The 24,998-nt window shown below is 72.2% G+C and carries 23 protein-coding genes; 10 read left to right on the top strand and 13 right to left on the bottom strand.

What is annotated here, in order from left to right:
* Positions 1 to 63 precede the first annotated feature (63 nt).
* Positions 64 to 1,296 (top strand): CapA family protein, encoded by a 1,233-nt coding sequence (locus ABZZ20_RS27380; RefSeq protein WP_356874021.1) that lies wholly within the window; start codon positions 64 to 66, stop codon positions 1,294 to 1,296.
* Positions 1,297 to 1,305: 9 nt separating this feature from the next.
* Here the strand turns inward: ABZZ20_RS27380 and ABZZ20_RS27375 are convergent, their stop codons facing one another.
* Both ABZZ20_RS27375 and ABZZ20_RS27370 read right to left on the bottom strand, forming a co-directional pair.
* Positions 1,306 to 2,223 carry an SCO1860 family LAETG-anchored protein gene (locus tag ABZZ20_RS27375; protein WP_356874019.1) on the bottom strand — a complete coding sequence of 306 codons (918 nt, stop codon included), beginning with the start codon at positions 2,221 to 2,223 and terminating at the stop codon, positions 1,306 to 1,308.
* Between the two features lie 296 nt (positions 2,224 to 2,519).
* Positions 2,520 to 3,608, bottom strand: a complete 1,089-nt coding sequence (locus tag ABZZ20_RS27370; protein WP_356874017.1) for an amidohydrolase family protein — start codon at positions 3,606 to 3,608, stop codon at positions 2,520 to 2,522.
* 65 nt (positions 3,609 to 3,673) lie between these two features.
* On the opposite strand from ABZZ20_RS27370, the gene ABZZ20_RS27365 reads away from it, so the two are divergent.
* Entirely contained in the window at positions 3,674 to 4,756 is a 1,083-nt protein-coding gene (locus ABZZ20_RS27365; protein ID WP_356874015.1) for an aminotransferase class V-fold PLP-dependent enzyme, read from the top strand.
* A 77-nt stretch (positions 4,757 to 4,833) separates the two neighbouring features.
* Here ABZZ20_RS27365 and ABZZ20_RS27360 read toward each other — a convergent pair whose 3' ends face one another.
* From ABZZ20_RS27360 to ABZZ20_RS27330, 7 genes are all read right to left on the bottom strand, one after another.
* Positions 4,834 to 5,544 (bottom strand): DsbA family oxidoreductase, encoded by a 711-nt coding sequence (locus ABZZ20_RS27360; RefSeq protein ID WP_356874013.1) that lies wholly within the window; start codon positions 5,542 to 5,544, stop codon positions 4,834 to 4,836.
* Positions 5,545 to 5,625: 81 nt separating this feature from the next.
* Positions 5,626 to 6,138: a GNAT family N-acetyltransferase gene (locus ABZZ20_RS27355; protein ID WP_356874011.1), complete on the bottom strand. Its 513-nt coding sequence runs from the start codon at positions 6,136 to 6,138 to the stop codon at positions 5,626 to 5,628.
* A gap of 63 nt (positions 6,139 to 6,201) precedes the next feature.
* Entirely contained in the window at positions 6,202 to 7,650 is a 1,449-nt protein-coding gene (locus ABZZ20_RS27350) for a penicillin-binding protein 2 (protein WP_356874009.1), read from the bottom strand.
* A gap of 62 nt (positions 7,651 to 7,712) precedes the next feature.
* Positions 7,713 to 8,405, bottom strand: a complete 693-nt coding sequence (locus ABZZ20_RS27345; RefSeq protein ID WP_356874007.1) for a response regulator transcription factor — start codon at positions 8,403 to 8,405, stop codon at positions 7,713 to 7,715.
* Positions 8,402 to 9,682: a histidine kinase gene (locus ABZZ20_RS27340; protein ID WP_356874097.1), complete on the bottom strand. Its 1,281-nt coding sequence runs from the start codon at positions 9,680 to 9,682 to the stop codon at positions 8,402 to 8,404. Before ABZZ20_RS27340 ends, ABZZ20_RS27345 begins: the two co-directional genes overlap by 4 nt.
* Before the next feature lie 110 nt (positions 9,683 to 9,792).
* Positions 9,793 to 10,833: a hypothetical protein gene (locus tag ABZZ20_RS27335; protein ID WP_356874005.1), complete on the bottom strand. Its 1,041-nt coding sequence runs from the start codon at positions 10,831 to 10,833 to the stop codon at positions 9,793 to 9,795.
* A 94-nt stretch (positions 10,834 to 10,927) separates the two neighbouring features.
* Positions 10,928 to 11,740, bottom strand: coding sequence for an IclR family transcriptional regulator (locus ABZZ20_RS27330; protein ID WP_356874003.1), 813 nt, complete (start codon positions 11,738 to 11,740; stop codon positions 10,928 to 10,930).
* Positions 11,741 to 11,887: 147 nt separating this feature from the next.
* On the opposite strand from ABZZ20_RS27330, the gene ABZZ20_RS27325 reads away from it, so the two are divergent.
* From ABZZ20_RS27325 to ABZZ20_RS27310, 4 genes are all read left to right on the top strand, one after another.
* Positions 11,888 to 13,411, top strand: coding sequence for an aldehyde dehydrogenase (NADP(+)) (locus ABZZ20_RS27325; RefSeq protein ID WP_356874001.1), 1,524 nt, complete (start codon positions 11,888 to 11,890; stop codon positions 13,409 to 13,411).
* 129 nt (positions 13,412 to 13,540) lie between these two features.
* Positions 13,541 to 13,762, top strand: a complete 222-nt coding sequence (locus tag ABZZ20_RS27320; protein ID WP_356874000.1) for a hypothetical protein — start codon at positions 13,541 to 13,543, stop codon at positions 13,760 to 13,762.
* Between the two features lie 54 nt (positions 13,763 to 13,816).
* Positions 13,817 to 15,040 (top strand): TerD family protein, encoded by a 1,224-nt coding sequence (locus ABZZ20_RS27315; protein ID WP_356873998.1) that lies wholly within the window; start codon positions 13,817 to 13,819, stop codon positions 15,038 to 15,040.
* A 114-nt stretch (positions 15,041 to 15,154) separates the two neighbouring features.
* Positions 15,155 to 15,340, top strand: coding sequence for a hypothetical protein (locus tag ABZZ20_RS27310; protein ID WP_356873996.1), 186 nt, complete (start codon positions 15,155 to 15,157; stop codon positions 15,338 to 15,340).
* 51 nt (positions 15,341 to 15,391) lie between these two features.
* On the opposite strand, the gene ABZZ20_RS27305 is transcribed toward ABZZ20_RS27310, so the two are convergent.
* Together ABZZ20_RS27305 and ABZZ20_RS27300 are read right to left on the bottom strand one after the other, a co-directional pair.
* Positions 15,392 to 16,831: an alkaline phosphatase PhoX gene (locus tag ABZZ20_RS27305; protein WP_356873994.1), complete on the bottom strand. Its 1,440-nt coding sequence runs from the start codon at positions 16,829 to 16,831 to the stop codon at positions 15,392 to 15,394.
* A 184-nt stretch (positions 16,832 to 17,015) separates the two neighbouring features.
* Complete coding sequence (locus ABZZ20_RS27300) at positions 17,016 to 18,485, bottom strand: hypothetical protein (RefSeq protein ID WP_356873992.1); 1,470 nt, start codon at positions 18,483 to 18,485, stop codon at positions 17,016 to 17,018.
* 318 nt (positions 18,486 to 18,803) lie between these two features.
* Here ABZZ20_RS27300 and ABZZ20_RS27295 point away from each other — a divergent pair, with 318 nt between their 5' ends.
* The 3 genes from ABZZ20_RS27295 to ABZZ20_RS27285 all read left to right on the top strand — a co-directional run bounded on the left by ABZZ20_RS27295 (position 18,804) and on the right by ABZZ20_RS27285 (position 21,589).
* Positions 18,804 to 20,645 (top strand): endonuclease/exonuclease/phosphatase family protein, encoded by a 1,842-nt coding sequence (locus ABZZ20_RS27295; protein ID WP_356873990.1) that lies wholly within the window; start codon positions 18,804 to 18,806, stop codon positions 20,643 to 20,645.
* Positions 20,646 to 20,746: 101 nt separating this feature from the next.
* On the top strand, positions 20,747 to 21,184 hold the full coding sequence (locus ABZZ20_RS27290; RefSeq protein WP_356873988.1) for a GNAT family N-acetyltransferase: 438 nt from the start codon (positions 20,747 to 20,749) through the stop codon (positions 21,182 to 21,184).
* 150 nt (positions 21,185 to 21,334) lie between these two features.
* Positions 21,335 to 21,589, top strand: a complete 255-nt coding sequence (locus ABZZ20_RS27285; protein WP_356873986.1) for a hypothetical protein — start codon at positions 21,335 to 21,337, stop codon at positions 21,587 to 21,589.
* A 168-nt stretch (positions 21,590 to 21,757) separates the two neighbouring features.
* Here the strand turns inward: ABZZ20_RS27285 and dapD are convergent, their stop codons facing one another.
* Together dapD and ABZZ20_RS27275 are read right to left on the bottom strand one after the other, a co-directional pair.
* A complete protein-coding gene (dapD, locus tag ABZZ20_RS27280) occupies positions 21,758 to 22,738 on the bottom strand; it encodes a 2,3,4,5-tetrahydropyridine-2,6-dicarboxylate N-succinyltransferase (protein ID WP_356873984.1) in 981 nt (326 codons plus the stop codon).
* A gap of 9 nt (positions 22,739 to 22,747) precedes the next feature.
* Positions 22,748 to 24,019: an MFS transporter gene (locus ABZZ20_RS27275; protein WP_356873982.1), complete on the bottom strand. Its 1,272-nt coding sequence runs from the start codon at positions 24,017 to 24,019 to the stop codon at positions 22,748 to 22,750.
* Positions 24,020 to 24,108: 89 nt separating this feature from the next.
* Between ABZZ20_RS27275 and ABZZ20_RS27270 the strand changes: the two genes are divergently transcribed.
* Positions 24,109 to 24,984: a winged helix-turn-helix transcriptional regulator gene (locus ABZZ20_RS27270; protein ID WP_356873980.1), complete on the top strand. Its 876-nt coding sequence runs from the start codon at positions 24,109 to 24,111 to the stop codon at positions 24,982 to 24,984.
* Positions 24,985 to 24,998 lie beyond the last annotated feature (14 nt).

The raw sequence follows: 24,998 nt of genomic DNA, 5'->3' as shown, positions 1-24,998 counted from the left end.
GGCGGTCGGGGTGGAGCTGAGCGATGATCTCCGCGTAGGCAGGAAGACATCGGGGGATCCGGTATGAAGGCAGCCGCCAAGATGGGCGCGGCACTGGCCGGGCTGGCGGTCGTGGGCGGCGGGATCTACGCCGTCCCGGCCCTGCTCGACCACGGCGGGGGACACCGGAGCGCCACCGAGCAACGGCTCCGAGCCAAGCCCGGCCAGGGTGAGTCGAGTCCCGGCGCGACCCCCGACGCCCGCCCCTTCACGCTGGTCGCGACCGGCGACGTCATCCCGTACCCGTCCATCGTCCAGCGGGCCGCGGAGGACGCCCGGGACAGCGGCGACGGGCACGACTTCCGAAAGATACTCGCGGGGGTCAAGCCCCTGGTGACCGCCGCCGACCTGGCGATATGCCACCACGAGATACCGTACGGCCGACCCGGCGGCCCCTACACCGGATACCCCGCCTTCAAGGCCCCGCACCAGCTGGCCGACGCGCTGAAGGACGCCGGGTACGACAGCTGCTCGACCGGCTCGAACCACACCCTCGACGACGGCTACGACGGTCTCGTCCGCACCCTCGACCACCTCGACCGGGTCGGCATCAAGCACGTCGGCTCGGCCCGCAGCGCCGACGAGGCCAAGGCCCCGGCCGTCCTCTCGGCCGGCGGGGCCAAGGTCGCCCAGCTGGACTACACGTACGGGACGAACGGCATCCCGCTCCCGGCCGGCAAGCCCTGGGCCGTCAACCTGATCGACCAGGACCGGATCATCTCCGAGGCCCGCGCGGCGCGGGCGGCCGGCGCGAACGTCGTCGTCCTCAGCATCCACTGGGGCACCGAGTGGCAGACGGCACCCGACCAGCAACAGCATGATCTGGCACGGGCGCTGACCGCCTCGCGCGGCCCGGACGGGCTCCCCGACATCGATCTGATCCTCGGCACGCACAACCACGTGCCGCAGCCCTACGAGAAGATCAACGGCACCTGGGTGGTGTTCGGCATGGGCGACCAGGTCGCCAGCTTCTACGAGGCCGACAAGGCGCGCGGCAACATGTCCTCGATCCCGCGGTTCACCTTCGCCCCGGCGACCGCGCACCCGGGCCGCTGGGACGTGGTCAAGGCCGAGTACCTCACGCAGTTCTCCGACATGGGCCCGCCGTTCCGCGTCGTCTGCGCCTCCTGCGCGGCCTCCGACTCCGGAACCAGTGCCCACAAGCGGACCGAGTACGCCGCCGTCGACCAGCAGATCAGCACGGCCGTGCTGTCGCGCGGAGCCGACCAGCAGGGGCTGGTGCACGCCACCCGCTGATCCGCGGCGCTACGAGGTGCGGCCCCGCCGGGTCACGATCAGCGCGGTCGCACCGATACCGAGCAGGACCAGCGCGCCGCCCGCCACGTACGGGGTCATCGAACCGCCCCCGGTTTCGGCCAGGTTGGCGTCGGTCGTGATGCCGGCCCCGGTCCCGGAGGCGGCGGTCTGCGGCTTGACGTCGGGCGCCACCGACGGGGCGGGGGCCGCGCCGGCCGGGGCCTCGCAGCGTGCCTCGGCGAGCACGACCTCGCCCTCGACTTGCGCCACGTTCAGGTCCAGCGGGTTCACCGACACCTTCAGGCGGAGCGCGGCCGCCGCCGCGGTGGTGGAGGTGGTCTCGGTACCGGAGAGCTCCAGGCTGACCAGGCCCACCTTCGGGATCTCGACCTTGGTCGGGCCACCGGCCGAGAGGGTGACCTTCTTGCCTAACACGGTCACCGCGCCGAGGACGTTCGCGCTGGCCGAAGGCTTCTTGCCCGCCTCGCACACGGCCTTGGAGATGACCTTGTCCACTTGGATGAGGGAGAGCAGCGGCAGCCCCGGCACGTGCACCTCGGCGTGGGCCAGATCGGCTTCCGCCCGCGCGCCGGTCTTGTCCGCGGTGGCTTTGGACGTGGCCACGTCGGCGCGCAGCACGCTCACCGGCCGACCTCCCTCGACCCCGTCCAGGGCCACGGTGAGAGCGGTCTTCTCGGCCGTGGCGGGGGCACTGACCTCGTTGAGGGTGGTCTTCAGCGGGATGTGGACGCTCTTGTTGAGCAGGCCCACGTCCAGTCCGGCGCGCAGGACGACGGCACTGGCCTTGCCCTCGCCGCCGGTGGAGCCGCTGCCTCCGGTGGCGAGGGCGGGCGGAGCGGTGAGCAGGGCGAGTGCTCCGGTGGCGACCAGGACGGTCGCGGGCATGCGGAAGGTGTTGCTGTTCAAGGTGGTGGAACCCCCAGGGAGATGGGAGCCGTCGCGCCGCCAATGGGGGACATTGCGTGCGCCGACGGCCTCTACCCTCGACATCTTTACGCACGGAGAGTGAACGTGCGGCAACCCGGGGTGAGTTCACCCCAAAGGGTGGTTTCCATGCACACATTCGATTCGCGGCGCATCACGGGAAACGGGAGTCCTTTTTCGCCACAGAACTAAGGGGAATACGCCGACGCCGGCGCCCCGGGAAGCCATTCACAACGACCACCGGGGCACCGGCGTCACGCGGTGCGTCAACCCCGCGTTCAGGCCCGGACCCTGCCGTTCACGACCACGCGCAGCGGTCGCGCCAGGGCCCGGACGTCGGCCCGCGGGTCGGCGTCGTAGACCACCAGGTCCGCCGGCGCGCCCTCGGTCAGCCCTGGCCTGCCGAGCCACTCGCGCGCCGCCCACGTCGTCGCCGAGAGGGCGTCCAAGGCCGGGATGCCGGCCCGTACCAGCTCCGCGACCTCCGCCGCGACCAGGCCGTGCGGCAGGGAACCGCCCGCGTCGGTGCCGACGTACACGCCGATCCCCGCGTCGTAGGCGGCCCGCACGGTGTCGTACCGGCGCTCGTGCAGCCGTCGCATGTGCGCCGACCAGCGGGGGAACTTCGCCTCGCCGCCCGCGGCCATCTTCGGGAACGTCGCGATGTTCACGAGCGTCGGGACGATCGCGACCCCGCGCTCCGCGAACAGCGGGATGGTGTCCTCGGTGAGCCCGGTGGCGTGCTCGATGCAGTCGATGCCCGCCTCGACCAGATCGCGCAGCGAGTCCTCCGCGAAGCAGTGTGCGGTGACCCGGGCACCCAGCCGGTGCGCCTCGGCGATGGCCGCCTCCACCTCGGCACGCGGCCAGCAGGCCGCCAGGTCCCCGACCTCGCGGTCGATCCAGTCCCCCACCAGCTTCACCCAGCCGTCGCCGCGCCGGGCCTCCTGGCCGACGTACGCGACGAGGTCGGCCGGTTCGATCTCGTGGGCGAAGTTGCGGATGTAGCGGCGCGGCCGGGCGATGTGCCGACCGGCCCGGATGATCTTCGGCAGGTCCTCGCGGTCGTCGATCCAGCGGGTGTCGGAGGGGGATCCGGCGTCGCGGATGAGCAGGGTGCCGGCGTCGCGGTCCGTCAGTGCCTGCCGCTCCGCGGTCTCCGCGTCGACCGGGCCGTGGGCGTCCAGTCCCACGTGGCAGTGCGCGTCGACCAGACCCGGCAGGGCCCAGCCGGACACCGTGGTGATCTCCCGGGCGCCGTGCGGGCGTTCGTACGAGATCCGGCCACCGACCACCCAGAGCTCGTCGCGTGCGTCGTCGGGTCCGACGAGCACACGCCCTTTCACATGCAGCACGTCATCGGTCATGTCCCGCACTGTACGTGCGTGCTCGGTAGGCTCATGCGGTAGCCCCGGACGAAGAGAGCACCACCGTGACCCACCCCCTCCTTGACCTTGCGCCACTCACCGCGGAGCGCTTCGCACGGATCGAGCAGGGGGTCGCGGACCTCCTCGGCACCCCCGAGGACGTGGTGATCACGCAGGGCGAGGCCCTGCTGCCGCTGGAGGGGTGCATCCGCTCGGGGGCGCGGCCCGGTTCGACGGCGCTGAACATCGTCACCGGTCCCTACGGGACCACCTTCGGCAACTGGCTGCGTGACTGCGGGGCGACGGTGGTGGACCTGGCGGTGCCCTTCGACAGCGCCGTGACCGCCGACCAGGTCGCGCGGGCGCTGACCGCGCACCCGCAGATCGACTTCGTCTCCCTGGTGCACGCGGAGGCGGCGACCGGCAACACCAACCCGGTCGCCGAGATCGGCGAGGTCGTACGGTCCCACGGCGCGCTGTTCATGCTGGACGCGGTGGCGTCGGTGGGCGCGGAGCCGCTCCTTCCGGACGCGTGGGGCGTGGACCTGTGCGTGATCGGTGCCCAGAAGGCGATGGGTGGCCCGGCAGGCGTGTCGGCGGTGTCGGTCTCCGAGCGCGCATGGGCCAGGTTCGCGGAGAACCCGGCCGCACCGCGCCGCTCCTACCTCTCGCTCCTGGACTGGAAGGAGCGCTGGATCGACGGCGGACGCAAGGCCCTACTGCACGCACCGGCGCAGTTGGAGATGCTGGCGCTGGAGGCCTGCCTGGACCGGATCGCGGCCGAGGGCCTGCCCGCGGTGACGGCCCGACATGCCGCCGCTGCTGCGGCGAGCCGCGCGGGCGCGGTCGCGCTGGGCCTGGCCCCGTACGTCGGCCGGGCCTCGGAAGCGGCCCCGGTGGCCACCACCCTCCGGGTGTCCGACGCGTCCCTGGTGGCGGCCAAGGCCCTGGCGGCGGACCCGGCGGCCCCGCTCGCGGCCGGCGGCGGTGCGTTGGCCAGCGAGATGGTCCGGGTCAACCACTACGGGCGGGACGCCTCGCTGTCGGCGGTACAGGCCTGTCTGACGGCCCTCGCCGCGGCCCTGGCGGCCGACCCGGCCGGGGCGAGGGCCGCGGCGGAAGCCGCCTGGGCGGCTTCCCTGCACTGACCGCCCTGACCGCCCCGACCGCCCCGACCGCCCCACGGGCCCGACCGCCCCGCGGGCGTGCCGCGGGGCGGTGGGCCCTATGCCTGCTGGGGGACGGCGCAGGCGCCGTCGGGCTCGCACGCCTCGGCGCCGGCGGCGGGCTCGGTGACCTCGCGCCCCGCCCACGCCTGCTCCAGCGCCCGGGTGAACACCTCGGCGGGTTGCCCGCCGGAGATTCCGTAGCGGCGGTCGAGAACGAAGAACGGCACGGCGTTGGCGCCGAGCTCGGCCGCCTCGCGCTCATCGGCACGCACCTCGGCGGCGTACGCGGAGTCGTCGGCGAGGACGGCTCGGGCCTCCGTCTCGTCCAGCCCGGCCTCGACGGCGAGGGCGAGGAGCACCTCGGGGTCGAAGACGGAGCGCTCCTCGGCGAAGTTCGCCCGGTAGGCGAGGTCGAGCAACTGCTCCTGACGGCCCCGGGCGGCGGCCAGGTGCAGCAGGCGGTGGACGTCGAAGGTGTTGCCGTGGTCGCGGCCTTCGGTCCGGTACGTCAGCCCCTCGGCGCGGGCGCTCGCGGCGACGTGCTCCTCCATTCCGCGCGCCTCCTCCAGCGTGCGGCCGTACTTCTTGGCGAGCATCTCCAGAACCGGGGCGGCGCTGCCCTTGGGGCTGTTGGGGTCGAGCTCGAAGGACCGGAACACGACCTCCACCTCGTCGCGGTGCGCGAACTCGGCCAGCCCCTTGGTGAAACGGGCCTTGCCGATGTAGCACCAGGGGCAGGCTATGTCGCTCCAGATCTCGACGCGCATGATCCTTCTTCTCTCCGGGTCCAATGGGGCGCCGCGGCTGGGGCCGCGGCTGTTTCGTGTTCAACCACCTGCCGGAGCGCCTCATTCCCTGGAAGGCGGAGCCGCTTCCCCGGCGGGCGGACCGACGCTGAGCCAGAGAGTGAGGTGGGAGCCGGAGCGCGCGACGGTCGGATCCGGACGCCAGCCGTGGTGGGCGTAGAAGGCCTGGGCACGGAGGTTGTGCTCGTAGACCTCCAGTCGGACGCGGTCCACACCGGACCGCCGCCAGGCGTCGAGGCAGGCCGCGTGCAGTGCGGCCCCGGTGCCGCGGCGCCAATGGTCCGGGTCGACGTGGAGCTGGGTGAGGGTGGTCTCGCCGTCCACGGAGCGGAAGGCGGCGACCCCGGTGAGCTCGCCGTCCTGCTCGGCGCAGAGCACTCCGCCGTCGGCAGTGGCGCGCGCGATGGCGCGGAACCAGCCCTCGCGGGTCCGTGCGAGTTCGGCTTCGCCGCCGTAGACCTGCTCGGGGACACGACCGCGGTAGTAGGTGGCCCGGGCCCGGGTGTGGAGGGCGGCTATGGCGTCGAGGTCTGCGGGTTGCGCGATCCTGATCATGGGAAGGGAAACGCGCCGGGAACCGTGTCGGTTCCCGGCGCGTCGGTACGGCGACCCGCGCGGCTACCTCTTCAGCCACGCCTCCATCATCTTCTGGGCGATGGGGGCGGCGAGCCTGCCGCCACCGATCTCGGAACGGTCTGTGTCCGAGTTCTCGACCACCACGGCAACCGCGATCTGCTTGCCGCCCGACTTGCCGTACGAGGTGAACCAGGCGAGCGGCGGAAGGCTGTTGTTCACTCCGCGCTGGGCGGTACCGGTCTTGCCGCCCACCTCGGCACCCGCCACCTGTGCGGGCCTGCCGCCGCCTTCGGTGGCGACCGTCCGCATGGCGTCCTGGAGCATCGAAGCGGTCTTGGCGCTCATGACCTGCGTGGACTTCGGGTCCTTGAAGCTCTCCAGCACGTTGCCGTTCGCGTCGGTGACCTCGGAGACCGCGTGCGGGGCGGCGAGCTTGCCGCCGTTTTCGATCGCGGCGGTCACCATCGCCATCTGGAGCGGGGTGGCCTGCACGTCGAACTGGCCGATGCCCGTCTGCGCGACCTGGTCGATCGACATCTTCTTCGACGGGTACTTGCTCGCGGGCCGGGCGGCCACCGGCGTGGCGGTCTCCGTGTTGAACCCGAGCTTCTCGGCCATCGACCGCATCTTGTCCTGGCCCAACCTGTACGCCAGCTCCGCGAAGACGTTGTTGCAGGACTGCCGCAGGGCGGCGCGCGGCGTGGCGTTGTTGCAGGCGGCGGAGCCCACCTCACTGGGCAGCAGGGTCTTGGTGCCGGGGATCGTGTATGGGTCCGGGATGCCCGTCGGCGTGTCGAGGTTGGTGACCAGCCCGTTCTCGATGGCCGCCGCCAAGGTGACCAGTTTGAAGGTGGAGCCGGGCGCCTGCGGCTTGCGCAGGGCCACGTTCTCCATGGCCTTGCCCTGGTCCTCGATCAGCTTCTCCCAGGCCGCCTTGTCGTTGGCGCCCGTGATGGTGCCGGGATCGTAGGAGGGGTTGTTCACGATGGCGAGGATCTCGCCGGTCGCCGGGTCGATCGCCACGGCGGCGCCCTGCTTGCCCTGGAGGGCGTCGTACGCGGCCTTCTGCACGCCCTTGTCGATGGTGGTCAGCACGTTGCCCGGCGAGGCCCGCTTGTTGGTGAGCATGTCCATCACCGTCTTGAGCCGGTCGTCGGAACCGTTGAGGACCTTCTTGTAGACCCCCTCCAGCATGCTCGTGCCGAAGGCCTGCGAGCTGTAGCCGGTGACCGGCGCGTAGAGCGGACCGTCGACGTACGTGCGCTTGTAGCCGAAGTCCTTGCCCTCCGTCTTCACCGAGCCGGTGATCGCCTCCCCGCCCACGATGATGTTCCCCAGCGGGTTCTCGAACTGCCCGATGAGGTTCCGCCGGTTGTTCTCGTTGTCTGCGAGGGCCTGGCCTTGGTAGGCCTGCACCCAGGTGACCCGCACCAAAAGGGCCAGCACCAGGAGCAGACAGAAGACCGACGCACGCCTGATCGTCTTGTTCATCCCCCAGAAGGACGCGCGAGCGCCGCCCAGCGTTCCGCTCTGCCCCGATTGTGGCGGGGTTCTCAGCTTTTCTTCATGATGAAACCGCCCTCGTAGGCCGCGATGACCGCCTGGGTACGGTCGCGGGAGCCGGTTTTGGACAGGACCCCGGCGACGTGCGTCTTGACCGTCTGCGGGCCCACCCCGAGGCGCTCACTCATCTCGTGGTTGGACAGTCCGGTGGCCATCAGACGCAGCACGTCGGCCTCCCGCTCGGTGAGCCGGGACACCCAGGGTGCTGTCGCGCCCGGGGCGCCGGGCGCGTAGGAGGCGGCCAGGGACCGGACGGCCGCCGGAAAGAGCAGGCAATCGCCCCGGGCCACCAGCCGGATGGCGCCGACCAACTCGTCGGGGTCGGCCCGCTTGAGGAGGAACCCGGCGGCACCGACGCGCAGCGCGTCATAGACGTACGCGTCGTTCTCGAAAGTGGTGACGACCACGATCCGGGGCGGCTGCGTCATCGTGGCGAGGATCTGCTCGGTGGCCCGTATCCCGTCGATCTCGGGCATCCGGACGTCCATCAGCACCACGTCCGGGGCCAAGGAGCGGACCAACGAAACGGCTTCGGCGCCGGAGGCCGCCTCACCGACGACCTCCAGGTCGGGTTCGGCTTCGAGGATGACCCGCAGGGCCGTGCGGACCATCCGTTCGTCGTCGGCGAGGACGATACGCAGCGCCGGGCGACCCACCGGGGCCGTCGGGGTCTCCGGGGTCATCGGGCTCCTCCACCGAGCGGAAGGACGGCCCGCAGCCGCCACCGTCCCTGGTGCGGGCCGGCTTCGAGACGGCCGCCCAGCAGCGTGGCCCGCTCGGCGGCGCCGTGCAGCCCTCGGCCACCGGTGGTGCGGGGCTGCGCGGCGGCGGTGCCCGGCGGATTGGTCATGGCGATCTCCAGTTCACGGTGTGTGCCGCCTTCCTCGCCCCGTACGGCGATCCGCAGCTCGATCGGGCCCGCGCCGTGGCGCAGAGCGTTGCTCAGGCCCTCCTGGACGATCCGGTACGCCTCGCGGGAGGCGATCGCCGGGAGGCGTGCCCAGTTCCCGTCGGGTCCGGGGTCCTGGTGGGCGTTGACGGTGGTGCCGGCGGCCCGGGTGCGGGCCAGCAGGGCGTCGAGGTCGGTGTCGAGGGTGGGCGCGGGCGCGGCGTCCGGCCGGGCCGGGTCCCCGTCCCGCAGCAGGCCCAGTACGGTGTCCAGTTCGCCCACCGTCCGCCGGGTGGTGTCCTCGATCGCGGCCAGCGCCTGCCGCACGAACTCCGGGTCGCTGTCGAGCACCCGCCGTGCGGCCACCGCCTGGAGGGTGACGGCGCTCAGGGCGTGCCCCACCGCGTCGTGCAGCTCCCGGGCCAGCCGGTTGCGTACGGCCAGGTCGGCGGTCCGCTCCTCGGCGGCGGCCAACCGGTCCGCGGCCGTCGGCCCGAGCAGTACGGGTGCCAGCCGGGCCAGCAGGACCCCGGCCCCGGTGGCGCACAGGGCGAGCCCGCCCAGCAGCCCGATCCCGAGCAGAGGTGCGAGGTACGGCGTGATGTCGGGGCCGAACCAGCCCCGCCACAGCGACGCGTTCCGCAATGCGCTCACGAACGGCAGCGCGATCAGCACCACGGCCATGGGCGGCACCGCGAGGCTCATCCCGCTGATCGCCGCGCCGAGCCCCAGGTGGAGGGACCACCAGGCCGAGGTCCGCCCGCGGGCCGCCCACGACCGGGCCGGGCCCTCGGCCAGCCGCTCCCCCGGTACCGCGCTCAGGACCCGGACGACGCCTACGGACATCGGCCGAACGAGCCCGAACAGGCCGGTGGCCGCGGCCAGCGGTAGGGACAGCCCGTAGGCGGCGAAGGTCAGCGGAGTGGAGGAGAAGACATTGACACCGCCCGCCGCGACACCGACCACCACGTGGGAGAGGAGGAAGTACGGCATCAGCAGGGCCCCGCCGAGTATCAGGTGCACCCAACGCAGCCCGGCCCGCGCTCCCGGTAACCGGCCCGTGACGGCCAGCACCCCAGCCTGTGCGCCGGTCCGTGTTCGGCCGCTCCCCGTCACGTCTTCCCCCTCCTCACGTCGCCCCGCCGCCCCGCCGGCCTGCCGGCCTGCCGGCCCCGGCCCCGTCATACCGACCCGCTCCGTCTCCCTCCCGTCTCCTGCACCTCCCCGCCTCCCGCAGCGAGGCGCGAGGTGACGAACCGGGTCAGCACGCCGACCGAGAGCAATCCGGTGATCATCTGGCCAGCGTAGGTCAGGACGATCACGGTCGAGGTCTGTTCGTCGTGGCCCAGGTTCGGGCCCAGTGCGCCCGTCAGCATCCACAGCCCCCAGCTCAGTGCCGCGGCCGACCCGATCCATCCGAGGGCCAGTGGCCACCGCACCCGGCGCGCCCCGCCCCGGGCCAGCAACAGAGCCCCCGCGCCGGCGAGCAGCGCGCACGTCCCGTGCGCTGCGGACACCACACCCGTTTCCGCCGAGTACAGCGCCGCCTGGCGGGCGCTCAGCCAGGCCGTACCGCCGAAGGCCCAGTACAGGTGCATCGCCCCCACGGCCGCGCCGACCGCGGCCGCAGCTCCCGCCACCACCCCCGTGGGTGACGGGAGCCGCGCGCCCAGCACGCCCTGCCAGCAACGGCCCCAACGCTCCCGCGCATAGGGCACGAACAGCCCGGCCAGGGCGAGTCCTTGGATCGTGAAGCCGGTGTAGACGACGGTGAACACCCACGGGTCGAGGAAGGGTTCCTGAGCAGCCCTCACCGTCTCGTCGACCCCCATGCCCATGGCCTTGACCAGTATTTGGGCGGGGAACGCCGTGAGGATCGGGGTGAGCAGTCCGGTCGCCGTGAACACCGGAACGGTCAGCAGCCAGGCCGGTATCCGCAGGCCCCAGGGCCGAGTGAGCGCCAGTACGAGCAGGATCACCGTGGCGTCCATGGCCAGCGTCACGGAGTTGGCGACGACGAGGAACGGTCCGCTTTTCAGCAGCACGCTGTCGGCCGGTATGCCGATGTGACTCCCGGCCAGCCAGGCCGCCTTGAGGCCCAGGTACGGCACGGTGGCGGCGACGGCCACCGCGCCCAGGACCCTCCGCGCAGTCCCCGGGCCGGGGGCCGACGGCTGCGCCGCGTACGTCGTCTCACTGGTGTGCACCGCTCGTGTGGTCATGACTCAACGGTCGCGTGCGCGCCCGCCCGCCACCTCCCCCACGAAGGTGAACCGCCTCCCCCGCCCGGGGGAGGAACCCCCCGCGTCCGCCGCATCACATGCGGCGGGTCGCCACCGACAGTCGGTCCCGCGCCTCGAACAGTGCCGCCTTGATCCGCTGCTCGTGGCCCGCCGTCAGCCGAGCCACCGGCACCGAGCAGCTCACCGCGTCCCGGGCCGGCGTCCGGTACGGCACCGCCACCCCGAAGCAGCGCAGCCCGAGCGTGTTCTCCTCCCGGTCCACCGCGTAGCCCTGCTCCCGTACCAGCGCCAGCTCCTCGACGAGTCGTTCCCGGTCCGTGATGGTGTGCTCCGTGACCGCATCGAGCCGCCTCGGCAGGAGCGCCCGCACCTCCGCGTCGGAGTGGGTCGCCAGCAACGCCTTGCCCAGCGCGGTGGAGTGCACGGGCAACCGCCGTCCCACGCGCGTGAACGGCCGCAAGTAGTGCTGGGACGGGCGGGTGGCGAGGTAGACCACGTTCGTGCCGTCCATACGGGCCAGGTGGATGGTCTCGGTCGTGTCGTCGGACAGCCGGTCCAGGGTGGGCCGGGCCGCGGCGACCACCTCGTCCCCGTCGATGTACGAGCTGCCGACGAGCAGGGCCCGTACGCCGATGCCGTACCGCGTCCCCGTCGCATCCGTCTCCACCCACCCCAGGTTCACCAGCGTGCGCAACAGCATGTAGAGACTGGACTTGGGCAGCGAGAGGTCCTGTTGGATGTCGGCCAGGCTGTGCAGTCCGGGCCGCGCGGCGAAGTGCTCCAGCAACAGGACCGTGCGGACGGCCGACTTGACGGCCGCCGGCGTTCCCGGTGCCGCGGGGTTGGCTGGTTCCGCGACGGATCGGCCCGGCTCACCTGTGGTCATTCGCCTTCTTGCCCCTCTTGTCTCTTGTCAACGCGGAAGACCCGGAAATAGAGTCCGGAACGAATGTGATCATTCATCCCCCGGAACGGCGTTCAGAATACTGAACGCCGCCGCGCGGGCCAGCGTAGATCCAGGAGGCAGTGCGCCATGGCAGCAACACCAGTCTGGAGTGTGGACCCCCGCACCGGGAAGCAGCGCGAGCAGGTTGCGGTGGAAGCCACGTCCGGCGAGGTGGACGAGGCCGTCCGCGCCGCCCATGCGGTGCGCGGCGCGCTCGCCGACCACACCACCCGCGCCGCCTTCCTGCGCGCGGCCGCAGAGCTCCTCGACGAGGCCGCGGCCCATGTGATCGAGGCGGCCGACGCCGAGACCGCCCTCGGGCCGGGCCGGCTCACCGGCGAGCTCGCCCGCACCACCGGCCAGCTGCGGGCCTTCGCGGACGTCGTCGACGAGGGCTCGTACCTCGACGTCCGCATCGACCGGGCGGATCCCGCCGCCGTCCCGCCGCGCCCCGAACTGCGCCGCTACAAGATGCCGCTGGGCGTGGTCGCGGTCTACGCCGCCTCCAACTTCCCGCTCGCCTTCTCCGTCCCCGGCGGGGACACCGCGAGCGCACTGGCCGCCGGCTGCCCCGTGGTCGTCAAGGCCCACCCCGACCACCCGGCCACCTCGGAGCTGTGCGCCTCGCTGCTGCGCCGGGCGGCGGTGTCGGTCGGGCTGCCGGCGGACGTGGTCGCCGTGGTCCACGGCTTCGGCGCGGGCCTGGAGCTGATCCGGCACCCCCTCGTCTCCGCCGCCGGATTCACCGGTTCCATCCGGGGCGGGCGGGCACTGTTCGACGCGGCCGCCGCTCGGCCCGTGCCCATCCCCTTCCACGGCGAGCTCGGCTCCCTCAACCCCGTCGTGGTCACCCCCGCGGCCGCCGCCGAACGCGCCGAGGAGATCGCCACCGGGCTCGCGGGCTCGGTCACCCTCGGGGTCGGCCAGTTCTGCGTCAAGCCGGGCCTGGTCCTGGTCCCCGAGGGTGCGGACGGCGACCGGTTCACCGGTGCGCTGACCAAGGCGCTCGGCGAGACCGAGCCGGGCGTGCTGCTCGACCACCGGATGCGGGAGAACTTCATCGCCGGCGTGCGCGAGCGGGCCGCGCTGCCCGGCGTCACCGCGCCCGTCACCCCGGGCTCCGGCGGGGAGCACACCGTCGGCGCGGGGTATCTGACCGTGCCGGCCGGGAGCCTCCTGGAAGGGGGTGCGTACGAGGTGCTGCTGGAGGAGTGCTTCGGACCGGTGACCGTGGTCGTCCGGTACGCCGACCAGCGCGAGGCGGGGGCGGTGCTCGGCCTGCTCCCCGGGAACCTGAGTGCCACCCTCCAGTTGTCCGCAGCCGAGGCCGACGGCGGTCCCGGCCCCGCGCAGGAGCTGATCGCGCAGGTCACGGCGCTGGCCGGGCGGATCGTGGTCAACGGCTGGCCGACCGGCGTCGCCGTGGCACCGGCCCAGCACCACGGCGGCCCGTACCCGGCCGCGACCTCCCACTCCACCTCGGTCGGCGGGACCGCGATCGAGCGCTGGCTGCGGCCGGTGGTCTACCAGTCAGTACCGGACCCGCTACTTCCGGCAGAACTGCGCGAGGCCAACCCGTTGGGACTGCCGCGCCGCGTCACCGGCGACTGAGTCGGACCCATGGCCTGGCCGGGCCCGGCCCGGCCAGGTCCCGAGCCCGCCGGGTCCCGCTCGGGCCGGGTCCGCGCGGGACCCGTAAACCCGTTGCCCGCCCCGCCCCGAGCGCGGCAGGCTCCGGTCATGCCGAGACCACACGGGTTCACCTACGAACAGCGCAACGACAAGAGCGTGGTCATCACGCACCACGGGCGCGCCGCGAGCACCCTGCGGGGCGGGCGGGCCGAGAAGTTCCTCACCGAGGTGGAGTCCGGTGACCCCCAGCTCGTGATGGCCCGCTGGACCGGCTCGTACAAGTTCGGCAACGAGCGGACGGCGAAGAACCACCCCCGCAACCGGCGCTGAAAATCTCTCGCGAGGGTAAGGGAACGGCAAAGCACCTCCGGTCGTTCTCCGGGCATGACCGCTATGACCCCTGGTTCCAACCTGCCGCTCAATGCCGTCCGTGTGACGGTCGACGTGGCTGCCCCGGTGCGGCTCGACGTATCGGGACTCCTCCTCGCGGCGGACGGCAAGGTGCGTTCCGACGCCGACTTCATCTTCTACAACCAGCCGTCCGGGCCCGGTGTCGCCTACCGGTCCGGTGGCGGCGCGGCGCCGGACTCGATCACCGTGGACACGGGCGCGCTGCCGCCGGGCATCGAGCGCATCGTGGTGACGGCCAGTCCCGACGCCGCCGGTCAGACCTTCCAGGGCATCGAGCCCACCGCCACCGTCCGGCACGCGGACAGCGGTGCGGTGATCGCCACCTTCACCCCTCCGCAGCTGGGCACCGAGACCGCGCTCGTGGTCGTCGAGGTCTACCAGCGCGGCGGCGTGTGGAAGGTGCGCGCGGTCGGCCAGGGGTACGCCAACGGCCTCGCGGGCATCGCCACAGACTTCGGGGTCTCCGTGGACGAGGAGTCCGCCCCGCCGCCCGCGACCGCCCCGCAGGCCCCGGCAGCCCCCTCCGCCCCGGTCACCCCGGCGGCCTCGGCCTGGGGCCAGACCGCGCCGGTGGCTCCGCCCGCCCCGCCCGCCGCGGCACCGGCCCCCGTCGGCACCGGGAAGATCAACCTCGACAAGGGCCGGGTCAGCCTCCAGAAGAACCAGACCGTCTCCCTGGTCAAGAACGGCCGCCCGCTGCTCTCCCAGGTGAAGATGGGGCTCGGCTGGGAGCCGGCCTACGGCGGTCGGGACATCGACCTCGATGCCTCCGTCATCGCGTACGGCCCCCAGCGCAACCACATCGACAGCTGCTACTTCGGCAAGCTGTCCATCCTCGGCGGCGCCGTCAAGCACTCGGGGGACAACCTCACCGGTGAGGGTGCGGGGGACGACGAGGTGATCGTCGTGGACCTCGGCCGACTGCCCGCCGAGGCGACGGGGCTGGTCTTCACGGTCAACTCCTTCTCCGGTCAGAAGTTCACCGAGGTCGCCAAGGCCTACTGCCGCCTGATCGACGCGGCGAGCGGGGAGGAGCTGGTCCGCTTCGACCTCACGGGCGCCGAACCGCAGACCGGCGTCATGATGGCCAAGCTGATCCGCCAGTTTTCGGGCGAATGGGAGATGACGGCCATCGGGGAGTTTGTGAAGTCGCGCACAGTGCGCGGCATGGTCAAGCCCGGCTCGCAGACACTCTGAGCAGGTGGGCGGGCACATGGAGCTACCATCAGGGACCGGGTCGGACGTCCGAGGTGATGGATTCCACCCGAAAACCGGGGGTGGCTGTCAGTGCCCGCCCGTAGCCTTGAAAGCATGTACAGCACACTCCGGCCCGTGGGTCCCGCCCGCCCGTCCGCCGCAGAGGCGAACGAGGCGATTCGGCACCTCGTCGAGACCCGGGTGGACGACGAGTGGCCCTCCGAAGCGTACGAGTTCCTGCTTGAGGAATGGGCCGCAGCCAGCCGCGCCGAGATCGCCGAGGTCGCCGCCGCCCAGTGAACGGGCGGCGGCGCAGCCGTCGATGGTCGGCCGTGGGTCGCCAGTGGGTCGTCAGTGGGCGCGCCGCCACGGTCCGGTGATGGCCAGCATGATGCCGGGATCCTGGATGTTGGCGTACAGCGTGCGCCCGTCCGGGGAGAAGCAGACGCCCGTGAACTCGGAGTAGTCCGGCTCCTGCTCGGTCCCGATGTTCAGCTCGTTGCGCGCCAGCGGGTACGTGCGGCCCGACTCGGTCGCGCCGAACAGGTGCTGCAGGCCGCTGCCGTCCTCCGCGATGACCAGGCCGCCGTACGGGGACACCGTGATGTTGTCGGGGCCGTCGAAGGAACCGTCCTTCGACGGGTCCGCGTTCACGCCGAGCAGCACCATCAGCCGGACCGTGCGCCGCTTGGGGTCGTAGAACCACACCTGGCCGTCGTGCGCCGTGCCCGGGCTCTCCTCACGGGCGTACGAGGAGACGAAGTAGGCGCCTGCGTCGGCCCACCACATGCCTTCCAACTTGCGGGCACGGGTGACTGCACCGTCCGCGAACTGCTTGCGCACCGGGACCGTCCGTGCGTCGCGGTCGGGCACCGCCACCCAGTCGACCCCGTACACGGTGCCGATCTTCGTCGTACGCGAGAGGTCGTCCACGAACCGGCCCGCACTGTCGAAGCACTTGGCGGCCGCCAGCACCCCGGCGTCGGCAGCGAGCGTACGGAGCTTGCCGCGCCCGTGGCGGAAGCCGCTCGGCGGGGTCCAGCGGTAGAGCAGCCCGTTGGGGCCCGAGGCGTCCTCGGTCAGGTAGGCGTGACCCTGGCGGGGGTCGATGACCACGGCCTCGTGCGCGTACCGCCCGAAGGCCTTGATCGGCTGCGGGTCGCGGTTGGCCCGCCGGTCGTGCGGGTCAACCTCGAACACGTACCCGTGGTCCTTCGTCATGCCGTTCTTGCCGGCGAGGTCCTCGGTCTCCTCGCAGGTCAGCCAGGTGCCCCAAGGGGTGGCTCCGCCCGCGCAGTTGGTCGACGTGCCGGCGACGCCCACCCATTCGGCGACCTCGCCGCCGCGCCGGACCTCGACGACCGTGCAGCCGCCCGCTGCGGCTGGGTCGTAGACGAGGCCCTCGGCGAGCGGGACGGGGTGCGCCCAGTTGGCGCGCTTGCCCTTGAGCTCGTGGTTGTTGACCAGGAGGGTGACCCCGCGGTGGCCCTCGAAGGCGGCCGTGCCGTCGTGGTTGGAGGGGGTGGACTCGCCGGATTCGAGGGTGGTGACACCGCTGTGCGTGATGACGCGGTAGCTGAATCCGGCCGGGAGGGCGAGCAGTCCGGCAGGGTCCGCGAGGAGCGGGCCGTAGCCGGGCTCGCAGGGCCGGCCGTGTTCGTCGCGCTGCGTGCTGTCGTCGGCCGCCAGCGCCCCCGGGGCGGTGGCGAGTGCACCGACCGTTCCGGTGAGCGCGACTCCCGCGCCGGCGATGACGGTGCGGGCGGTGAAGTCTCTACGGCTGAGCGGCATCGGGTCTCCTGGAGTGGGGAGGCAGTACGCCTGTCGTGCGGGCGTCGGCGCACACGCTCCCGCCCGCACGTGAACGGCGGCTGAACTACCCGCGACGGCGAACCGGCCTCTTGCCGGTGACCGGAATGGCCAACTCCGACTCAGGAACGGCTCGTTCCGCCCCTCGCCCGAGAGGCCAGTCACGTCACGGCTGCCGCGAGCGGGCCTTGAAGGCCGCCTTGCGGGCCTCCTTGGCCGCCTTCTTGTCCGGGTGCAGCCGGCCCATCGCCTCCAGCACGTACGCCGTCGCCGGGTGTTCCACCCGCCACGCCTGCTCGAAGAACCCGGCGTGGTGGGCGGTCAGGGACTCCATCAGCATCGGCAGTTCCGCCGTCTCCCCGTCGGCGGCGAGCTGGGCCGCGATCGTGTCCACGGTCAGCCAGAACACCATCGACGCCGCCGGCGCCGGTACGTCGGCCACCCCGCGCTCGGCCAGCCAGACCCGGGCGAGCCCGCCGAGCTCCGGGTCGTCCAGCACCGCGCGGACCGCCGGCTCGGCCTCCTGACCGGCCGGGGCAAGGGCCTGCTGGCAACGCAACCGGCGCAGCGGGCCGCCCCCGTCGTCGCCCCGGGCGGCGGCGAGCAGTTCGGTGACCGCGACGGGCAGTTCACGGCCTGCGAGCCACTGCTCGATCTCGGCCTGGGCGGCGCCCTCGGGGTAGCCGGAGACGGCATCGAGGAGGGCGTCCGCACCCTTGTCGGCCAGGTCTCCGACGGCGGGGGCGGCGACCCCGGCCTCCAGCATGCGGGCCCGGATGCCGTACAGGCCGAGCGGAGTCAGCCGGACCATCCCGTAGCGGGTGACGTCCTCCTCGTCGGCCGCGCCGGCCACCGAGCCGGCGGCGAACTCCTCGCCGTCCGCCTCCGCCATCAGCGCCTCGTCGACGGGCTGGAAGGCGACCAGCCCGATCGGCTCCAACTGCCGGAACTGGTCGTCGAGGCGCATCATCGCGTCCGATACCTGCTCCAGCACGGCGTCGGTCGGTTCTCCCATGCCCTCGGGGATGACCATCGAGGCGGCGAGCACGGGTAGCGGGATCGGCCCTTCGGAGGCTCCGCGTTCGGAGACGGTGAGCAGGTAGAGATTGGCGAGGACCCCGTCGAGGAAGTCGGCCTCGCGGCGGGGGTTCCAGTCGAGCTGGTCGAAGTCGATCTCGCTGCCGGCGTCCAACGCGTCGACGAGGTCGTCCAGATCGGGCACCGCGGCGTCGGCGAGCACGGTGTCCAGGGCGGACAGCCAGAGGTCGAGCACCTCGCCCGGCGCGCCGCCGGTCACCAGGGCCACATCCTCGCCGGGGAGCGCGGTGCCGTACTCCTCCTCGCCGTCGTCCTCGGGCTCGGTCACGTCCACGAGCCCGGTGTCGACGGCGACCCGCCAGGCCTGGCTCGCGAGCACCGGACCGTTGGGGTCGGCGTCGAGGCCGAGCGCGGCGGCGGCTTCGGGTAGCTGTGCGGCGACGAGTTCGCCGCCGAGGTCGACGCGGGTGTCCGGTCCGGCCCAGCGGGCCAGCCGTACGGCGCGGGCGAACAGCGGTGCGACGAGCGCGTCTCGGGCCAGTTCCGCATCGGAAGGCAGCCGTACCGGCGGCAGCGTGGCGTGCGGCTCAGCGGACATGGGGCGGTCTCCTCGCGGACGCGGTGGGCGGGGGCGCGGTCGCCGTTGGGGCGGCCGTCCGGCGCACCAGCGTAGACGCATTTCGGGCGCGCCTGACGGGCCATCTCCTTTGGTTCATCCCACAGTCAGCTCCCGTCTTCCCTGGAGGCCTTGACAACTTCCCTGGTCACACAGGAAATTGACGCGCGTAGATATATGGGGAACCCCCGGGATCCCTGCGGATCTCCTGCGGACCATCCGCGGGCCCACCGCAGATATCCCGCCAAAAGCACGCATCACCCCTTCGCTTTCCGCCTCCACACACCGGAGTTCCTGACCATGCGCTCCTCGCATCCCCGTTCCGCCGCCGTCGCGGCCCTCGTCGCCACCGCTCTGGCCACCGGCCTGCTGGCGGGCACCGCCGACGCGGCCGAAGGCGCCGCGTCCGCCGATCCGATACGCATCCACGACATCCAGGGCACCACCCGGATATCCCCGCTGAACGGCAAGCAGGTGGCCGACGTCACGGGCATCGTGACCGGCGTGCGCACGTACGGCTCGCGCGGCTTCTGGATGCAGGACCCCGACGCAGACGACAACGCGGCCACGAGCGAGGGAGTCTTCGTCTTCACCGGCTCTGCCCCGACCGTCGCCGTGGGCGACGCGGTCAAGGTCTCCGGTCTGGTCGGCGAGTACGTTCCGGGCGGCGCCGCCTCCGGCAACCAGTCGGTCACCCAGATCTCCAAGCCGGCCGTGACCGTGGTCTCCTCGGGCAACGCGCTGCCCGAGGCCACTGCGATCAACGAGTACAACGTGCCCGCCGCGTACGCCCCGGCGGGCGACCCCGCCGCCGGCGGCAGCATCAACGGCCTGGACCTGGACCCGTCGCGCTACGCCCTGGACTTCTACGAGTCCCTCGAAGGCATGAACGTGAAGATCGGCACCTCCCGCGTGGTCGGCGCCACCGACCCGCACGCGGAGCTGTGGGTCACGGTGAAGGGCTGGGAGAACACCGCCAAGCGCGGCGGCACGATCTACGGCTCCTACGAGTCCCAGAACACCGGCCGGCTCCAGATCCAGCAGCTGGCGCCGCTGGCCCAGCAGCCCTTCCCGGTGGCCAACGTCGGCGACAAGCTGACGGGCACCACCGAAGGCCCCCTGGACTTCAACCAGTTCGGCGGCTACACGCTGGCGGCCCGCACGCTGGGCACGGTCAAGGCGGGCACCCTCGCCCCCGAGAAGACCAAGGCTCAGGCCCCGGGCGAGCTCGCGGTGGCCACGTACAACGTCGAGAACCTCGACCCGAGTGACCCGCAGGAGAAGTTCGACAACCTGGCGAAGGCCGTCGTCGCGAACCTCGCCTCGCCCGACATCCTGGCCCTCGAAGAGATCCAGGACGACAACGGCGCCAAGAACGACGGCACGGTGTCCGCGGAGCAGACGCTGACGAAGTTCACGGCGGCCATCGCTGCGGCGGGCGGCCCCTCGTACCAGTGGCGCACCATCAACCCGGAGAACAACAAGGACGGCGGCGAGCCCGGCGGCAACATCCGCCAGGTGTTCCTGTTCAACCCCGCCCGCGTCTCCTTCACCGACCGTGCGGCGGGCGACGCGGCGACCGCGACCGGCGTGATGACGGAGCAGGGCCACGCGGCCCTGACCCACTCCCCCGGCCGGATCGACCCGGCCAACCCGGCGTGGGAGGACAGCCGCAAGCCGCTGGCCGGTGAGTTCGTCTTCCGCGGCCGCACCGTCTTCGTGATCGCCAACCACTTCAGCTCGAAGGGCGGCGACGAGGGCCTGGCCTCGCACCACCAGCCGCCGGTCCGCAAGTCGGAGGCCAAGCGGCTGCTGCAGGCGCAGGCCGTGAACGGCTTCGTCAAGGACCTCCTGGCGACGCAGAAGAACGCGAACGTCCTCGTCCTCGGCGACATCAACGACTTCGAGTTCTCCGGGACGGCGAAGGCCCTGGAGGACGGCGGGGCGCTGTACTCGGCCATCAAGTCGCTGCCGAAGGCGGAGCGGTACTCGTACGTCTACCAGGGCAACGCGCAGGTGCTGGACCAGATCCTGACCAGCCCGGCGATCAAGTCCTTCACGTACGACAGCGTGCACATCAACGCGGAGTTCTCGGCCCAGAACAGCGACCACGACCCGCAGGTGCTGCGCTTCCGCCCGTAGCCCTGTCCTGCGGCCCCGCTGCCGCACGGGGCCCGGTCGCCGTCTCCCCCGGCCACCACCCGGAGGTACCCCGGGACCGGGCCCCTGCCACACTCGTGGGCATGATCTTCCGTGTTGCCACCCGTGAGGAACTCCCGTTCGTACTGGCCCTGCTGGCGGACGATGGTACCGAGCGGGCCGTGGTCACCGAAGCCCACGAGCGGGCCTTCGCAGCGATCGAGTCGGACGCCCGCAACGAGATGTTGGTCCTGGTGGACGACGACCGGATAGTGGGCTGCCTCCAGCTCACCTACGTCCCGGGCCTCGGCCAGGGCGGCCGTGACCGGGCCCTGGTCGAGGCGGTACGGATCCGCGCCGACCGGCGTGGCGACGGCCTGGGCGCGGAGCTGATGGGGCTGGCGGTGGCGCGGGCGCGCGACCGCGGATGCGGCCTGGTGCAGCTGACCAGCAACAAGCAGCGCGGGGACGCCCACCGCTTCTACGAGCGACTGGGCTTCGCGCGCAGCCACGAGGGTTTCAAGCTGCACCTGCCGGGCTGAGCGGCGGCCTCTGGGGGGTGGCCCGGGGTGAAGTCGGGGACTTTCACCCCTGACGTGACGCTCGACACATCATGACCCGTTCGACCCGGGTTGTGGTGTTGAGTGTCCCCACGCTCGATCCAGTCCCCCCGCATCCCTGGAGGACCCCGCGTGTTCCCCTCCATCTCACCCGCCCAGGAAATCGGCCTTGCCGTCCTGCTGGTGGCCGCCCTCGTCTGGGTGTTCGGCCTCGGCCACATGGTGCGGGACACCCGCTTGCGGCGCCCGGAGCCGAGCGCGTTCGAGGGCGCCGCGGCCATCCCGGCGCAGCGCGGCGCGGCCGGGCACCCGATGGAGTCGGTCGAACTGACCGAGGCAGAAGAGGAGGCCTTCGCGGGTCTGATCCGGTCCCTCTCCCCCCACTGACCCGCCCGGCGCGCCCTCCCCCGCTCGGGGAGGGAGGGCCACCGGGGGCCAGCGGCCGTGCGGCCGTGCACGACGCCCTCCCCACCCCTCGTCGGGGGTGGGGAGGGCGTCGTGGCAGCCAGGACCCGAAGGTCGGTCGTGGCCCAGAGCTCAGTTGTGGCCCAGAGCTCAGTTGTGGCTGTGGAGGACCTCGTTCAGGCCGCCCCAGACCGCGTTGTTCGGGCGGGCCTCGACCGTGCCGGTGATCGAGTTGCGGCGGAAGAGGATGTTGCTGGCGCCGGAGAGCTCCAGGGCCTTGACGATCTGGCCGTCCGGGAGGGTGACGCGGGTGCCCGCGGTCACGTACAGGCCGGCCTCGACGATGCACTCGTCGCCCAGCGCGATGCCGACGCCCGCCTCCGCACCGATCAGGCAGCGCTCGCCGATCGAGATGATCTGCTTGCCGCCGCCCGAGAGGGTGCCCATGGTGGAGGCGCCGCCGCCGATGTCGGATCCGTCGCCGATGACGACGCCCGCCGAGATGCGGCCCTCGATCATGGAGGTGCCGAGGGTGCCGGCGTTGAAGTTGACGAAGCCCTCGTGCATGACGGTGGTGCCCTCGGCGAGGTGCGCACCGAGGCGGACCCGGTCCGCGTCGGCGATGCGCACGCCCTTGGGGGCGACGTAGTCCGTCATCCGCGGGAACTTGTCGATCGAGGTGACCTGCAGGTGCAGGCCCTCGGCGCGGGCGTTCAGCCGGACGGTCTCCACCTGATCCACGGCGACCGGGCCCAGCGAGGTCCAGGCGACGTTGGCCAGCAGTCCGAAGACCCCGTCGAGGCTCTGGCCGTGCGGCTTGACCAGGCGGTGGCTGAGCAGGTGCAGGCGCAGGTACGCGTCGTGCGCATCCAGCGGCTTGTCCTCCAGGGAGGTGATCACGGTGCGGACGGCTACGACCTCGACGCCGCGGACCGCGTCCAGGCGGATCGCCCTGGCCGCGGCGGTGCCCAGCAGCTCCACGACCTGGTCGGCGGTGAGGCGCTCGGTCCCGGCCGGGCCGGGCTCGGCGACCAGCTCGGGGGCGGGGAACCAGGTGTCGAGGACGGTGCCGTCGGCGGCGATGGTGGCAAGTCCGGCGGCGACGGCGCCGGTGGTACGCGTAGCAGTCATGCCCGAAACCTAACCGGCGACGGCCCGAGGTTGCGAACCGGTCTCATGTGCCGGTCCCCCTTCGGGCCCCCCTCCTTCGCGTCGCCCCTGCGGTTCGGCCCGACGGTGCGCCGAGCGCTGGTGGGCGAACAGCACCGCTCCGCCCGCGCCCGCCGCCAGTGCCGCGCACAGCGGCCACAGCAGCCCGGGAGCAGCCGCGTACAGTGCCCCGCCCAGCGGCGGGCCGAGGACGACGCCACTGACCGAGACCCCCGCGTACAGGCTCTGGAACCGCCCGATGGCGTGATCGGGCGCCTGGTCGGCGACGTACGCGGTGGCGGTGGTCTTGTAGAGGATCTCGCCGAGGCTCAACAGGACCATCATCAGGGCGGCGCTCGCGACCCCCACCCCGAGCAGCAGCGCGGCGTACCCGGCCCCGACCAGCACCAGGCCGGAGCCGATGACCGGCAGCGGCGGCCGGGCGCTCAGTGCGACGGCGGCCGGGATCTCCAGCAGCAGGATGACCGCGCCGTTGAGGGCGATCAGGAAGCCGAAGGACCGGGTGTCGAGCCCGTGGTCGGCGAGGAAGACGGGGAAGGTGCCGTACTGCTGGCGGTAAACGAGGTCCGTCACCAGGATCGCGCCGAGCAGGACGAGTACGGCGGGCCGGGCGCGCAGCTCCTGTAGGACTCCGCGGCCCCGTCCCCCGACCGGGGCCGCGGAGGGTGTGCGGGCGGCGCCGCGGGCCGGGACGGCGCGCGCGGTCCACAGGGCGAAGAACAGGGTTCCGAGGCCGTCGCCGACGAAGAGCCAGTCATACGAGAGTCCGGTCGCGACCAGGGCTCCGAGGGGCGGCCCGAGGGTGAACCCGCCGTTGGAGACGCATCGTACGACGGCGAAGGCCTGGCGGCGGGCCCCTTCCGGGACGGTGACGGCGACCAGCGCGGAGTTGGCCGCCCGGATCACGCCGGAGGCGTACTGGGCCAGCGGCAGGGCGGCGTACAGCAGCGGGGTGGACAGGAGGGGGAAGGTCATCAGGGTAAGACCGCCGAGGGTGGAGGCGGCGAGCAGTACCCGGCGGTGGCCGAAGCGGTCCCCGTACCAGCCGCCGGTGAAGTTCCCGGCGACCAGGCCGATGCCGCCGAGGCCGGTGGCCACTCCCGCCTGGGCAGGGCCGAGACCGCGGGGGCCGGTCAGGTACAGGAAGACGAAGACGAAGGTGAAGCTGACGACGGCGTTGACGAACACCCCCGCTGCCAGCAACCACACCGTTCTGGGCACGTCCTTGAGGCCCTGCGCCACGCTCGCCACTCCCCCGCCCTCGGTAAGTTCCTTTTGGGAACGGACTATGCCAGCATGACAGCCTTGGGTCAACGGACAAAGGAGTGCCCATGGCCCAGCGCACACACCTCGGCGACGCGGACTGCGCCATCGCCCAGGCCCTCGACGTGGTGGGCGACTGGTGGACGCTGCTGATCGTGCGCGACGCCGCGCGCGGCCTGCACCGCTTCGACGAGTTCCAGCGCGAGCTGGGGATGTCCCGCAAGGTGTTGGCCGAGCGGCTGAAGCTGCTGGTCGAGGCCGAGGTGCTGACGCGCGAGCCGTACCAGGAGCGCCCAGTGCGGCACGCATACCGGCTGACCCCGCGCGGGCGGGGGCTGCTGCCCGTCCTGGTGGCCCTCCAGGACTGGGGAGACACGTGGGTCCTGGGAGAGGGAGAGATGACGGCGACGACGCAGGAGGCCTCACGGGAGGCGGAGCGGGTACATGCACTGCGCGGCACGCGGCTGCCGGAGCTGGTACTGCCGGATCGTTTCGGGGACGAGCGGGATCCGGTGGCGGACACGCCGTTCACGGTCCTGTACTGCTTCCCCGGCGCGTACGCCCGGGCCGAGTCCTACCCGCCGGGGTGGGCCGGGATCCCGGGGGCGAAGGGCTGCACCTTCGAATCGTGCACGTTCCGGGACCAGTTGGCAGAGTTCACCGCGGCAGGGGCGACGGTGCACGGGGTTTCGACCCAGCGGCCCGACGAACAGCGGGAGTTCGCAGAGTCGGAGGGGCTGCGGTTCCCGCTGCTCTCGGATGCCGATCTGGCGCTGACGGCGGCGCTGCGCCTACCGACGTTTCGGGCCGCCGGGGTGAGCCGGCTCAAGCGTTTGACGCTGGTGGTGGACCGCGAGCGCACCGTGCGCGAGGTGATCTACCCGATCCGGGACGTCGAAGCCAGTGTGCTGGCCGCACTGGAAGCGGTCCGCGGCGCCGCCTAGTGCCGCGACCGGAA

Origin of the sequence: Streptomyces sp. NPDC006430, assembly GCF_040612395.1 — a bacterium.
In the GTDB taxonomy this organism is placed as follows: Bacteria; Actinomycetota; Actinomycetes; order Streptomycetales; family Streptomycetaceae; genus Streptomyces.
This window is presented reverse-complemented; position numbering and strand designations above follow the sequence as displayed.

Excerpts from the sequence above, each read along its gene's own strand:
- ABZZ20_RS27355 (WP_356874011.1), bottom strand. The coding sequence starts at position 6,138 with ATGATCAGGATCGCGCAACCCGCAGACCTCGACGCCATAGCCGCCCTC.
- ABZZ20_RS27370 (WP_356874017.1), bottom strand. The coding sequence starts at position 3,608 with ATGACCGATGACGTGCTGCATGTGAAAGGGCGTGTGCTCGTCGGACCC.
- ABZZ20_RS27295 (WP_356873990.1), top strand. The coding sequence starts at position 18,804 with ATGCGCTCCTCGCATCCCCGTTCCGCCGCCGTCGCGGCCCTCGTCGCC.
- ABZZ20_RS27330 (WP_356874003.1), bottom strand. The coding sequence starts at position 11,740 with ATGACCACAGGTGAGCCGGGCCGATCCGTCGCGGAACCAGCCAACCCC.
- ABZZ20_RS27325 (WP_356874001.1), top strand. The coding sequence starts at position 11,888 with ATGGCAGCAACACCAGTCTGGAGTGTGGACCCCCGCACCGGGAAGCAG.
- ABZZ20_RS27305 (WP_356873994.1), bottom strand. The coding sequence starts at position 16,831 with ATGCCGCTCAGCCGTAGAGACTTCACCGCCCGCACCGTCATCGCCGGC.
- ABZZ20_RS27345 (WP_356874007.1), bottom strand. The coding sequence starts at position 8,405 with ATGACCCCGGAGACCCCGACGGCCCCGGTGGGTCGCCCGGCGCTGCGT.
- ABZZ20_RS27315 (WP_356873998.1), top strand. The coding sequence starts at position 13,817 with ATGACCGCTATGACCCCTGGTTCCAACCTGCCGCTCAATGCCGTCCGT.
- ABZZ20_RS27320 (WP_356874000.1), top strand. The coding sequence starts at position 13,541 with ATGCCGAGACCACACGGGTTCACCTACGAACAGCGCAACGACAAGAGC.
- ABZZ20_RS27360 (WP_356874013.1), bottom strand. The coding sequence starts at position 5,544 with ATGCGCGTCGAGATCTGGAGCGACATAGCCTGCCCCTGGTGCTACATC.
- ABZZ20_RS27270 (WP_356873980.1), top strand. The coding sequence starts at position 24,109 with ATGGCCCAGCGCACACACCTCGGCGACGCGGACTGCGCCATCGCCCAG.
- ABZZ20_RS27300 (WP_356873992.1), bottom strand. The coding sequence starts at position 18,485 with ATGTCCGCTGAGCCGCACGCCACGCTGCCGCCGGTACGGCTGCCTTCC.
- ABZZ20_RS27310 (WP_356873996.1), top strand. The coding sequence starts at position 15,155 with ATGTACAGCACACTCCGGCCCGTGGGTCCCGCCCGCCCGTCCGCCGCA.
- ABZZ20_RS27350 (WP_356874009.1), bottom strand. The coding sequence starts at position 7,650 with ATGAACAAGACGATCAGGCGTGCGTCGGTCTTCTGTCTGCTCCTGGTG.
- ABZZ20_RS27335 (WP_356874005.1), bottom strand. The coding sequence starts at position 10,833 with ATGACCACACGAGCGGTGCACACCAGTGAGACGACGTACGCGGCGCAG.
- ABZZ20_RS27290 (WP_356873988.1), top strand. The coding sequence starts at position 20,747 with ATGATCTTCCGTGTTGCCACCCGTGAGGAACTCCCGTTCGTACTGGCC.
- dapD (WP_356873984.1), bottom strand. The coding sequence starts at position 22,738 with ATGACTGCTACGCGTACCACCGGCGCCGTCGCCGCCGGACTTGCCACC.
- ABZZ20_RS27380 (WP_356874021.1), top strand. The coding sequence starts at position 64 with ATGAAGGCAGCCGCCAAGATGGGCGCGGCACTGGCCGGGCTGGCGGTC.